This window comes from Mycobacterium sp. IDUB_17, assembly GCF_055419465.1.
The window spans coordinates 1,152,793-1,164,686 of record NZ_JBVAXS010000001.1 but is presented as its reverse complement, the minus strand read 5'-3'; the positions used below and the strand labels follow the sequence as shown (position 1 = coordinate 1,164,686).

At 62.8% G+C, this 11,894-nt stretch carries 11 protein-coding genes and 2 pseudogenes; 6 read left to right on the top strand and 7 right to left on the bottom strand.

Annotation, left to right across the window (positions count from 1 at the left end):
- Positions 1–51: 51 nt before the first annotated feature.
- From ACZYZ7_RS05495 to ACZYZ7_RS05485, 3 genes are all read left to right on the top strand, one after another.
- Positions 52–1,503 (top strand): DUF1254 domain-containing protein, encoded by a 1,452-nt coding sequence (locus tag ACZYZ7_RS05495; protein WP_463740406.1) that lies wholly within the window; start codon positions 52–54, stop codon positions 1,501–1,503.
- A 5-nt stretch (positions 1,504–1,508) separates the two neighbouring features.
- Complete coding sequence (locus tag ACZYZ7_RS05490; RefSeq protein ID WP_463740405.1) at positions 1,509–2,957, top strand: DUF1254 domain-containing protein; 1,449 nt, start codon at positions 1,509–1,511, stop codon at positions 2,955–2,957.
- Positions 2,958–3,056: 99 nt separating this feature from the next.
- On the top strand, positions 3,057–3,314 hold the full coding sequence (locus tag ACZYZ7_RS05485) for a hypothetical protein (RefSeq protein WP_463740404.1): 258 nt from the start codon (positions 3,057–3,059) through the stop codon (positions 3,312–3,314).
- Positions 3,315–3,405: 91 nt separating this feature from the next.
- Here ACZYZ7_RS05485 and ACZYZ7_RS05480 read toward each other — a convergent pair.
- The 3 genes and pseudogenes from ACZYZ7_RS05480 to ACZYZ7_RS05470 form a co-directional block, all read right to left on the bottom strand.
- A pseudogene (locus ACZYZ7_RS05480) lies at positions 3,406–3,729 on the bottom strand (ATP-binding protein); the annotation flags it as partial.
- A 132-nt stretch (positions 3,730–3,861) separates the two neighbouring features.
- Positions 3,862–4,011: pseudogene (locus ACZYZ7_RS05475) on the bottom strand (NAD(+)--rifampin ADP-ribosyltransferase); the annotation flags it as partial.
- A gap of 141 nt (positions 4,012–4,152) precedes the next feature.
- On the bottom strand, positions 4,153–4,704 hold the full coding sequence (locus ACZYZ7_RS05470) for a YaeQ family protein (protein WP_463740403.1): 552 nt from the start codon (positions 4,702–4,704) through the stop codon (positions 4,153–4,155).
- Between the two features lie 594 nt (positions 4,705–5,298).
- On the opposite strand from ACZYZ7_RS05470, the gene ACZYZ7_RS05465 reads away from it, so the two are divergent.
- Positions 5,299–5,730: a hypothetical protein gene (locus tag ACZYZ7_RS05465; protein ID WP_463740402.1), complete on the top strand. Its 432-nt coding sequence runs from the start codon at positions 5,299–5,301 to the stop codon at positions 5,728–5,730.
- A gap of 115 nt (positions 5,731–5,845) precedes the next feature.
- Here the strand turns inward: ACZYZ7_RS05465 and ACZYZ7_RS05460 are convergent, their stop codons facing one another.
- From ACZYZ7_RS05460 to ACZYZ7_RS05450, 3 genes are read right to left on the bottom strand one after another with little or no spacing between them, the layout of a single operon-like run.
- Positions 5,846–7,564: an amidase gene (locus tag ACZYZ7_RS05460; protein ID WP_463740401.1), complete on the bottom strand. Its 1,719-nt coding sequence runs from the start codon at positions 7,562–7,564 to the stop codon at positions 5,846–5,848.
- On the bottom strand, positions 7,561–8,598 hold the full coding sequence (locus tag ACZYZ7_RS05455; RefSeq protein ID WP_463740400.1) for an agmatine deiminase family protein: 1,038 nt from the start codon (positions 8,596–8,598) through the stop codon (positions 7,561–7,563). Before ACZYZ7_RS05455 ends, ACZYZ7_RS05460 begins: the two co-directional genes overlap by 4 nt.
- The gene (locus tag ACZYZ7_RS05450) at positions 8,595–10,100 is read right to left on the bottom strand and encodes a purine-cytosine permease family protein (protein ID WP_463740399.1); all 1,506 of its coding nucleotides are present in this window, start codon (positions 10,098–10,100) and stop codon (positions 8,595–8,597) included. The genes ACZYZ7_RS05455 and ACZYZ7_RS05450 overlap by 4 nt, the downstream gene beginning before the upstream one ends.
- A 99-nt stretch (positions 10,101–10,199) precedes the next feature.
- On the opposite strand from ACZYZ7_RS05450, the gene ACZYZ7_RS05445 reads away from it, so the two are divergent.
- Entirely contained in the window at positions 10,200–10,853 is a 654-nt protein-coding gene (locus tag ACZYZ7_RS05445) for a TetR/AcrR family transcriptional regulator (RefSeq protein ID WP_463740398.1), read from the top strand.
- A 203-nt stretch (positions 10,854–11,056) separates the two neighbouring features.
- Here ACZYZ7_RS05445 and ACZYZ7_RS05440 read toward each other — a convergent pair whose 3' ends face one another.
- The gene (locus ACZYZ7_RS05440) at positions 11,057–11,521 is read right to left on the bottom strand and encodes a methyltransferase family protein (RefSeq protein WP_463740397.1); all 465 of its coding nucleotides are present in this window, start codon (positions 11,519–11,521) and stop codon (positions 11,057–11,059) included.
- Positions 11,522–11,681: 160 nt separating this feature from the next.
- Here ACZYZ7_RS05440 and ACZYZ7_RS05435 point away from each other — a divergent pair, with 160 nt between their 5' ends.
- Positions 11,682–11,837, top strand: coding sequence for a transposase (locus tag ACZYZ7_RS05435; protein WP_463740396.1), 156 nt, complete (start codon positions 11,682–11,684; stop codon positions 11,835–11,837).
- The last annotated feature ends 57 nt before the right edge of the window (positions 11,838–11,894 follow it).

The following is an 11,894-nucleotide window of genomic DNA, read 5'->3' as shown; positions in this document are numbered from 1 at the left end:
CTGATAGCTCGGGCAAAGATGGTCGGGCTCGGGTGACAGAAGGGGACAGCGATGGACAACAAGCGGCCTTGGCGCCGACGGTGGTTGAGCATGGTGGGCATCGCGGCGCTGACGTTGACCGCGATCGCGTGCGGCGGGGATAGAGGTTCGGACGCGACTTCGAGCGCGCCGACCGGAGAGGTGAGCGCGGAGCAGATTCGCGAGATCGCCAAGCAGGCCTACATCTACGGCTTCCCGATGGTGGACAACTACCGGATCCAGTACGCCTACTTCCAGGACAAGCAGAACCCGGAGTACAAGGCCCCCTGGAACACACTTCAATCCAACGCGCAGGTTTACACGCCGGCTGACACCGCCATTCAGACCCCCAACTCGGATACGCCGTACAGCTTCTTTGGCGCTGATCTGCGCACTGAGCCTTACGTTCTGAGCGTTCCGGCCATCGAAGCGAAGCGCTACTACTCGCTGCAGTTCATGGACCAGTACATGTACAACTTCGACTATGTGGGCAGCCGGACAACCGGCAACAACGCCGGCAAGTACCTGCTCGCCGGACCGAATTGGAAGGGCGAGAAGCCCGCCGGGATCGACAAGGTGATTCGGTCGGACACCCAGTTCGCGTTCGTCGCGTACCGGACCCAGCTGTTCGGGCCCGCCGACCTCGACAACGTCAAGGCGATCCAGGCCGAGTACAAGGCGGAACCGCTGTCGAAGTTCGAGAGCAAGCCGCCGCCGGCCGCCGCACCTGCGATCGACTTCGTTGTTCCGCAGACCCCGGAGGAGGAGCGCAAGTCTCCGCAGTTCTTCGAGACTCTCAATTTTGTTCTGCAGTTCGCGCCGGTCCTCGAAACCGAGAATGAGCTGCGGGCGAAGTTCGCCTCGATCGGCATCGGCACCGACAAGAGCCTCGACATCAAATCCCTGAGCAAGGACAAGCAGGACGCTTTCCAGACGGCGATCACCGATGCCTGGAAGGAATACGATCCGATCCAGGCGAAGGTGGAGAGCGGGGCGATCTCACCCGGTGACCTGTTCGGCAGCCGCCAGACGCTCGGCGCCAACTACCTGTATCGGATGGCGGGTGCCATCAACGGCATCTTCGGCAACGACAAGGCCGAAGCGATGTATCCGAGCTTTTCGAACGACTCGACCGGAGCTCCGCTCGACGGCGCGAACAAGTACATCTACCGCTACGCACCGGGCCAGCTGCCGCCGGTGAACGCGTTCTGGTCACTGACGATGTACCGGATGCCGCAGAGCCTGCTGGTGGCCAATCCCATCAACCGCTACCTGATCAATTCGCCGATGCTGCCCACGCTGAAACAGGACCCCGACGGCGGCTACACCATCTACGTGCAGCGGGAAACCCCGGGCCCGGAGAAGGAATCCAACTGGCTGCCGGCGCCCGAGGGGCCGTTCCGGTTGACGCAGCGGCTGTACTGGCCGAAGGAAGCCGCCCTGAATGGCACCTGGCAGGCGCCGGAGCCGCAGAAAGTAGGGTGAATGTGATGATGCGACAACATGTTTCGTGGCTGCGCGGGACAGCCGTCATCGCCGCCTCGACGCTGGCGATCACGCTGACCGGCTGTGGCGGCGGCAAGGATTCGATCAAGGACTCGAAGGAGCAGGCTGAGGTGACCACCGCTCAGATCCGGGATATCGCCAAGCAGGCGTACATCTACGGCTACCCGATGGTGGACAACTATCGGATCCAGTACGCCTACTTCCAGGACAAGCAGGGCTCGCAGTTCCGCAGCCCGTGGAACACTCTGCACTCCGATGCCCACGTCGCTACCCCCGCGGACACTGCGGTGCAGACCCCGAACTCGGACACCCCGTACTCGACGCTGGGCGCGGACCTGCGCGCGGAGCCGTTGGTGCTGACTGTGCCCGAGGTGGAGAGCAACCGGTATTACTCGGTGCAGTTCATCGACGGGTACACGTACAACATGGCCTACCTGGGTAGCCGTACCACCGGCAACAAGGCGGGGAAGTACCTGCTCGCGGGTCCGAACTGGAAGGGCGAGAAGCCTGCAGGCATCGACAAGGTGCTGTATGCCGAGACCGATTTCATTCTCGCGTTGTACCGGACCCAGCTGTTCGGCCCCGACGATATCGACAACGTGAAAGCGATCCAGGCCGGCTACCAGGTGCAACCGCTGTCGAAGTTCCTCGGCACGGCGGCGCCCGCAGCGCCCGCCGCGATCGACTTCGTCGTTCCGCAGACCCCGGACGAGCAAAAGAAGTCGACGAAGTTCTTCGAGACACTCAACTTCGTGCTGAAGTACGTGCCGGTGCTGGACTTGGAGAAGGAACTCCGGGCAAAGTTCGCGTCAATCGGAATCGGCACCGACAAGAAACTCGACATCGGTGCGCTGCCCGCCGACCAGCAGCAGGCCTTCCAGGACGGACTCGACGACGCCTGGACCGACTACAACCAGCTGCAGGCGAAGATCGACAAAGGCGAAGTCACGACCGCGCAGATGTTCGGTGACCGCCAAACGATGGGAACCAACTACCTGTACCGCATGGCAGGTGCGATCAACGGCATCTACGGAAACGACACCGCCGAGGCGATGTATCCGATCTTCCGGCTGGACTCGGCGGGGGCCACGCTGAACGGGGCGAACACGTACACCTACCGATTCGCTCCTGGCCAGCTACCGCCGGTCAAGGGCTTCTGGTCGCTCACCATGTACCGGATGCCGCAGAGCCTGCTGGTCGCCAATCCGATCAACCGTTACCTGATCAACTCCCCGATGCTGCCCGAACTTAAGAAGGATGCCGACGGTGGCTACACCTTCTACGTGCAGAAGGAATCCCCGGGCGCAGACAAGGAGTCGAATTGGTTGCCCGCGCCAGACGGTCCGTTCGTGTTGATCGAGCGGCTGTACTGGCCCGAGAAGGCGGCAGTAGACGGAACCTGGAAGGCGCCGTTGCCGCAGCGCACCCCGTGACACCGCCGCGCGTTGCCGGATGCGGCGGCTGCGGCCCGCCGCGCGTTGCCACGCCAATCGAAGCCTGTGCGACACCATGCACACCAGCCGAGGAGAACCGTGAACAAATACACCACCGCACTGCTCACCGCGGCGTTAGTCGCCGCTCCACTGGCCATCGCACCCACGGCCAGTGCCGACGTGTGCGCCGAGGCCGGGGGCCGGCACTTCGCCGCTGGCGGCTGCACCAACATCGCCGGTGACGTCGCTGTCGGCGCTGCGATCGCGGCCCAGCATGTGCCCTACGTGCCCGGCGAGATCCCTTGCTACACAGTCGAAGGAGTCCCATACTTCACCCCGCCGGGAGATCCCTGCTGAGCTGATCGTCGGAACGCGGCAGTCCCTTGGCGGTGTCAGTAGGCAGCTGGATCCGAATCTGCGCACCTGTCCTAGGTCCACACGTTCAGCTGAGCCGCGGGCCGGTGAACGTCTTGGTCCACCCGGAGATTGCTTCGTTGCTCGCGATCGCGATGGCGTTGTTTTCCTCCCGGGTCGCCAGGGTATAGCTGAACACGGAATCCGCGTTCAGCTGCAGCCGTCCCGAGCGCAATGAGCCGATGCGACTTGCCGGTGCCGGGATCACCTATCAGGCAGAGTGGTTGGCCCTTGCTGATCTAGCCGCCGGTGGCCAGCTGGTGGCTGGGTTGATGTTGGGGTTGGCGTCGAAGTCGAAGTCGCCCAACCATTTCTGGGGAGTGGGGGCAGCGAGGGGACGGCTTGAACTGGCCCGTCGGTGACCACGGCCCGGTTGAGCTTGTCCTCACCGATGGCCAGCCCGGTGAGTTAGGCGAGCGGACAGATGAGCGCGCGGATGAGGTCGGGTGCGCTGTCGCTCGGCGCCCCAGACCGCGGCGTCCGACGTCTACGTCACGTAGACGTGGTTCATGATGCGTCCCGCTTCGAAGACCGACTCCCGTCCGGGCACCAGAAGCGCACCCACCGCGGGGTAGGCCGCGGAGCCGTGCAGGTAGGCGCCAGACTTGTGTACCTCGAATGGTGTTCGCGTGCTCGTCAGACTGTCCGTCGAAGTTCATGGCCGGACGATAGTGGGGAAGGGCCGGCCTGGGCTGCGCGTCACCGGCTACCCGCCTCGACAACGATGACGTCAGCGTCCATGGCGCCAAACGCTATCGACTAGTACCTCGGGCTCAGACGTTCACTGAAATGGCTCGGGTGCAAAGGTGACGTCGACACCGCCCACGGTCATCGTCACCTGATGTTCCATCACCATCACCTGCGCCGAGACCCGTCGATCGACACTCTGGGCCAGTTGCTGTACCGGCGCGTGCGGTATCTGCACCACCGACAGGTTCGGCAGTTTCGCCACTTTGGGTCCCACGGTGCGCCACCAGGTGGCCACGCCGGCGGCAAACGGGAACAGCAGCACCTGGTCGGCCTGGCTGGCAGCCTTGCCCAAGACGCGTTCGTCGGGCTGGCCGACGTTGATCCACTCCAGGATCCGGCCGGTGTAGTCGGCGAGCCGCAAGTCCGGTACGCCAGGAGTGGACAGGCCCGCCCCGAACGCCAACTCACCGTCGACATCGTTGAGCCGGTGTGCGCGCAGCCCAAACGCCAACAACCGCACCACCATCCGCTCATCGGTCTCACTGGGATGACGGGCCACGGTCAGCGTGTGGTCGGCGTAGTAACCGTGATCGACATCGGAGACGCCAAGTTCGACTTTGAACACTGTTGCAGAAAGGGCCACGTCATAGTGTCCACCCTGGTGGTGTTCCCCGAGCAGGCAGGGCCGCTTCGGCGGATCCGAGCTTCACCGACAACATTCCGGCAAACCAGACTGAGGCGCTCTTTCAGAGGATGTCCGGAAGCTCGCTGCCTGAGATGGACTGGCTCAAAAAAACGGGCGAGGGTTACTCGCATGTGGACTTCATTCATCAGACGAAAACGGCAACTTTTACTGGTAACCCGCCATATTCGATTCCGCCGTATTCCTCTCGTTGCGAGGCCTCGACCGGACTCAGATGCGCCGGGGGAGACGCCACCGCCGCACCGGTCAACCCGGGAGCACTCCGTCGCAGCCGCACAGGAGGATTGTTTGCTGACATGATGTCGCACCGCTGGGAGCGCGTCGTCCCTCGCACTTAGCTTGCGCGCGGGTGCGGCCTAGGATCTCGGGATGAGGCGAGTTCGCCGCTGCAATCCGACTCGGCTAGTAGCGATGGCCATCGGTATCGTCCTCTGTGTGCCAGCTTGCTCAGACTCGCCGCTGGAGAGCAAGGTAAGTCCGGGTTCGTTGCCGGTTCCTCCGCCCGCTGTCGCCTCTGAGGACTACACCGTCACCGTGGATCTGTGGCTGGCTGATTCATTTACCCAATTGCCCGCCGGCCGCTGCACGGGCAGATCGACTAACCGAGGCATCGGCGACGGCGAACGCGCGCTGTTGCGCGGCACAAGTACCGGCGTCGACACGGAGGCAAAGGCCCGTGGAGTGTTCGTTCAGATGCCGCCCCGAATGTACCGTGGCAAACCGATACTCGACGATGACTACCGCTACTGCCGCGTGCGGGTTGTTTTCAGTGTCTGGCTACCTGATTCGCAGGGATACTCCATCAAGTTTCAGAAGGCCCGCCGCGAATTGAGCCTTGGTAAACCGAGTCGGACACCGTTCGGCCGGCCTGAGCGACCTGGATACGGCTCGTACAGCATCGGCGTGCAGACGTGCCGCAGCTTGCTCGATCCGCCCGAGAAGGATTGCCCGGAATGGGGGAACTGACCAAGCAGAGACGAGGGTGGACTTGATTCGTCACCAAGTCCGGGCTGTCCCGTTGTGTCCGGTCGTCGGGTGTGGAAGCGGGACGGCGTTACTGCGAGCTCGGCAGCCGCGGAACTCATGAGGTTCGGCTGGGGGGAACTCGCCTGCTCCGAGTCTGTTCGAACGCAGCAGCGACGGTGAGCAAGCTAACGTCGCTGTAGGGGGTGCCTGCGAATGTTAGGCCTACCGGCATTCGGATATCACTCATGATTCCCATGGGGACAGTTACTGTAGGGATCCCGAAATGGCGGATCGTAATGTTGCCGTTGGCGACCCAGACCCCGTTCTTCCATCCGGCGTCGGCGGAGGCGGTGTTTATGTCCATGTCGGCGGGACCGATATCCGCGACGGCCGGAAACACCACGGCGTCGAGTCCGTGTCTCTCCATCCATTCGTCGAAGTCCAGGCGCCGGGTTTCCTCCAGTCCGGCGATCCCCTCCGCCAGGAAGGGGATTTCTGTGAAATGGGTCCTCGGGTTGTCCGCGATCACCGCCGGGAATTGCTCGACGCCGTCTTCGAACCCCTCGTACCGGTCGGGGAGAGCCCCGGGCGGGTCCGGAAAGATCTGGTCGCCATCGATCTGGGAGAGCGATGACAAGTTCGGATCGGCGTTCGCGTTGAGGAAGTCCTCCCAGGCCCAGGCTGCAAGATCCACGAGCTCCGCCTGCAGGTAGTCAGGGCTGACCAGCCCTCGGGATTTGATCGTCGGGGCACCCGCTCGGTCGCCTTCGTAGTTCGAGACAAGCGGGAAGTCCACTTCGACGATTTTGGCCCCGGCCGCTTCGAGGTCGCTGCGAGCGGCCTCCCAGAGAGCGAGGATCGATGGCCTGGTCTCGATGCGTTGCCCGGTCGGCCCGCCGATGCCTCCGGGGATTCCGGTTCCGGCTTCGGGGTCCTGGTTGATGTACATGCGCGGTACGCCGAATCGCTTGCCCCGCAGACTCTCGTGGGCGTCCTCTTGGCTGACTGGGGCTGCCGACGCATAGCTTTCGGGGCGGTGTGCAAGAACGTCGGGAATGTCGAGCCAAGGCTGACTCCGCCAGAAATCGCCGCGAGTCTCACGGTCCGGCTGGACGATCGTGTCGAGCAGGATGAGCAGGTCGTCCATGCTTCGGGTGTGAGGCACGACGACGTCCATGGTCGGAGTGAGCGGCCAGTTGCCGCGCATTGAGATGATGCCGCGACTCGGGGTGTACGCGCAGAGCGCGTTGTTGGAGGCCGGGGCGCGCCCACTGGACCAGGTCTCCTCGCCGAGTCCGAACGCGCAAAGTGACGCCGCGGTCGCGGTTCCGGAACCGTTCGACGAGCCGGAACCGAACGCCGAAGTGAGCCACTCGGCGTTGTAGGGGCTTTCCGCTCTGCCGTATGCACCGCGCTGCATGCCGCCGTTCGCCATCGGAGGCATGTTCGTGAGGCCGATGAGCACGGCGCCCGCCTCGCGGAGGCGTTCAATCGTGAATGCATCTCGCTGAGCGACCAGACTCGTGAACGCGGGGGAGCCCGCTGCCGCGGTGAGGCCGGACGCAAGGTAGCTGTTCTTCGCCGAGTATGGGATGCCGTCGAGGAGCCCGAGCGCTTCGCCCCGGGCTCGACGCTCATCCGAGGCGATGGCTTCAGCGTGGGCACCGGGATTCATTACGACATAGGAGTTGAGTGCGGTGTTCGTTCCGGGGATGTCGTAGCAGCGGATGCGTTCGAGGTAGCGCTCGAGCAGTTCCACCGCGGTCGTGCGGCCGTCTTGGAGTGCGGCTGCGAGATCGCGGATGGACGCTTCGACGACGTTCATGGGGCTCATGCTGCGGTGACCTTCGGCTGTTGCTGGGTGATGCAGTGGATTCCACCGCCGTCGGCGAAGATGGGGCGGGCTTCGACGGTGATCGCGCGCCGGCCTGCGTAGGCGGCCTCGAGGATTTCCCGGGCGCGGGCATCGGCATCGGGTTCTCCGAACCCGCAAGCGATGATGCCGTCGTTGACGACGAGGTGGTTCACGTAGCTGTAGTCGACGAAACCTTCCTCGTCTCGGAGGGTCGCCGGTGCAGGAAGCTCAGTGACCTGCAGTCTGCGCCCAGCGGCATCGGTCGAGTTCGAGAGCACCGCGTGCAACATCCTGGAAACTTCGTAGTCCGGATGGTCCGGGTTGGTCTGGGCATGCAGAAGGACCTTCCCAGGAGAGGTGATCGTAGCCAGCATGTCGACGTGCCCGTTCGTTCCGAAGTCCTCGTAGTCGCGCGTGAGTCCGCGGGGCAGCCAGATCGCCTTGGTCGCACCGATCGTGCGGGCGAGCTCGGCCTCGATTCGTTCCTTGTCGGCGTAGGGGTTGCGTCGCGGATCGACTTGCACCGTCTCGGTGAGGAGAACAGTGCCTTCGCCGTCCACGTGGATGCCGCCGCCTTCGTTCACCATCATGGAGGTGACCTTGGTTGCGCCGACGAGATCGGCGACGAATCCAGCATTCCGATTCGCGCGTTCCCAGCGCGACCAAGAGTGCGCGCCCCAGCCGTTGAACACCCAATCCACAGCGCCGAGCTCGCCGGGGCGTTCGTCATCTACGACGAAGGTGGGGCCGTGGTCGCGCATCCAGCACTCGTCGATCGGGGTTTCGAAGAGTTCGATCTCCGAGTTCAACAGGGTGCGTGCGCGACGCGCCTCGGAGGGATCGACCAGCATGGCCACCGGTTCGAATTCGGCAATCGTATTCGCGACGTCCGCCCAGGCCCGGTAGGTCTCGGCGCGGCTCTCTTCGCTGCCGCCGAGCGCGGGTCCTTCACAGGGGAAAGCCATCCAGGTGCGCTCGTGCGGATCGGTTTCGCTGGGCATTCGCCAGTTCATCGGTGTTCCTCCAGTCGGTAGGTGTGTTCGGGTGTGTGGGGGTTGCACTCCTGGAGGTCGTGATCTCCTCCTGGGCGCAGTTCCGGGTCTGCGAATGGTTTCGTGGTGTGCCACAGCAGTGCGTAGAGAGCGGCTGCGAGTACCGGTGCCACGATGGCTGATAGGTCGGCTCCGTCGAAGGCTCGCGCGATCGGACCCACGTAGAGCGTGGTGTTTACCATGAGGACCGCCGCTGCAGTGCCGACGACCTGCGCGATGATGCCTGGCCAGAACCAGCCGTTCGAGTACCAGAACGGGGAGCGCGGCCGCTCGTCGTTCAGCGCGATCCCGTTGTAGCGGTTCCTGCGCAAGATGATGTCCACCGAATAGATCGCGATCAGCGGCCCGAGGACCGTGACGGTGAGTTCGAGGGCGCTCTCCATGGTGTCGAGAAAGCCTGGAGACAAGAAGGTGAGCCAGTAAGCGGCTCCGGTGGCGACGGCGCCAGTGATCAGCACCATGAGTACGCGGGGCGCTTTCAGTCCCAGACCCTGAGCCGAGAGTCCCGCGGAATAGGCGACGACGGCATTGTTGGTGACGCAACCGATGATCACGATCCCGAGGAAGACCGGTGTGAACCAGGGCGGGACGATCTCGTGAATCGTGAGCTGCGGGTCTGTCATATCGATCGCAGTCGCCGCGAGAATCCCGATGAGGCTGATGAAGAAGGTCGGGATCAGGCCGCCGAGGGCGGTCCACCACGCGACCGCGGTCTTCGAGGTGTTTTCCGGAAGGTAACGCGAGTAGTCGGCTCCGGTTCCCCAGGAGAGCGGGCCGGACGCCACAATCGCGTATCCGAGAAGCAGCGCGGCCCAGTGGTCTTTCGGCGTGAGCGGCTCCGGCGTGAAGCTGTAATCCGCTGAGCCGAAGACGAAGAATCCGAGCACGATGAACGCGATCGCAAGCGCGGCGGAGAAGTAAGGGGAGGCCTTCACGATGGCGTCGTACCCATACACGCTGAGGATGAAGCTCAGGAGTGCGATCACCAGAAGCACGATCCAGCCGACGTGGGGTGGGAGTGAAACGCCTCCGAGTTCGAAGATCGCGAGTGTGGCAACCGTCGCGACAGTGATGTTGATGACTTCGTAGAAGAGCCCGATGACCAGACCCTGGCCCGCGCCGAAGACTCGGTTGCCCCGGATCCCGAACATCGCGCGCATGACAGTGACGCTGGGGGTTCCCGATGCAGGCCCGCTGACTGACAACCATCCCACCGCGATCCACCAGAGATTGCCGAGCAGCGTAACGATGATCGCTTCCCGCACGCTCAACCCGATCAGGATCAGCAGGCCTCCGAACGTGAATGACAAATAGTTGACGTTCGAACCCATCCAGACCCAGAACAGATCAAACGGGCGCCCGTGACGCTCTTCGTGAGGGATGAAATCGATGCCATGAACCTCGACAAGTGATGAGGCCGTGCCAGGCTCACTCGTACGGGCCGCCCGACTGTCTGTCGGCATGTCGCTGGTCCTGATCTTCACAAATCGCTCTCCTCGACTCAAGCCTAATTTATCGCGTGATAAATTAGGATGAGACCAGGGTCACAGGCAGGAGGAACAATGTCAACCACGCCGAGTTCATCCACCAAGGGCACTGCACGCAAAGCCCCCGCGGAACGTGCTGCGGACATCCTGGACAGTGCTTGCAAGCTCGCGGTAGAGCGGGGCTTGTCGTATCTGACCTTGCGCTCTGTTGCGGCACGTGCGGGCGTGACCTCCACCCTGGTCGCTCACTACTCCGACGGAGTCGATGGATTGATCGCGGAAGTCTTCACCCGCATCGTCAGCAGGGAAATTGAGGAAGTGCGTGCGGCGGCTGCCGGAAAGCGAACTCCGACGCAGCGCCTTCGCTCGCTATGTGAAGAGTTGCTCGACGGCACCCGAGATAACACCACCCTGGTATGGGTCGAGGCCTTGGCAATGGGGTACCGCAACGAACGGCTCGCCACATCGGTTCGGGCTTCGCTGGATGACTGGCAGCAGTTGTTCTCGAGCGTCATCGCGGACGGTGTGGCATGTGGCGAATTTGTTGTCGCCGCTCCGGAAGCCGCAGCATGGCAGATTCTAGGACTAATCGATGGTGTCAACGAGCAGGCGCTAGTGCTGCAGCAGACGCCCGCCTCACGCGGAGACCTGATCTTTGGTGCGGCCGAGGGGATCCTGGGGTTGCACCCCGGATCGCTGCACTCTCCGTCAATGGCAACGGGAATCTGATCCGTTGTCGGCAAGTAAATTTAACCGGCAGGAGTTGGTGGCCTGACGCTGGATCGATGGTATTGCGAAATGGCAAGAGGTCAAATAACCGGCCGGGACGAGCCGGGCGATCATGGGAACACTGCCAAGGCAGTCCCAAAGCCGTTGGCCCACTGCCCGATCAATTGAGACAGGACAGGATGAAGTGCTTCTTAGGAAATTGGCTACGAGTTTGGGAACCAAGGGTGTAGGCGGGGATACCAAGCTGGAACTGCTCGGCGATACGCCTCGTAGGCGGCTCCGAACCGCCCACTGAGGGTGGGTTCTTCGCACCAGTGGACGAAGGCAGCTACAGAAGCCCAGAACAGCACACCGTAAATCACCAGGCCGATACTTGTGAACAACAAGGCTTGGCCCAGAATGATCAAGAGGACTCCGGCATACATCGGATTGCGAACGTATCGATTGAAGCCTGCCACCACCAAACGATTCGGGGCGGCGGTCGGCGAAGGCGTGCCGCCGACCTTTACGAACTCGCCGAATGCCGACACTAGCGGCACCAATCCGATCGTGATCAGTGCAGCGGCAAGCACTCGCAAGGGATTCGACAATCCGTGGATTTGCCAACCGGTGATCGCCCACGGCACCAGGCCCGCTATTACACCGGGCACAGCTACGAAATACGACACACCGCCAGCTACCGCAGTCGCATGTCTCATGTGCGAAGTCAACAGGATATTCGCGAGCGATTTACGAGATTGCAGCAAGTTGCTGGTCGCTGTGGCGAGTCCCCGTTACTGAGTCCACGGTTTGAGGCACACCTTCTTTCGAGGGAAGGTTGTTCGCATCATGCCGAAGAAGTACGACGAGGAGTTCAAGGCCCGGGCGGTGCGGTTGGTCACCGACCATCTTGAGGAGTACGAGACCCGCACGGCTTGTGTGACCGCGGTTGCCAAGCGGTTGGGGGTGTCCTACGAGACGCTGCGCCGGAGGCTCATCTACTGAAACATGCACCAGGACAGGCGAACCCGCAAATCTCTAGTGCCCACCCGGAGGATAGGC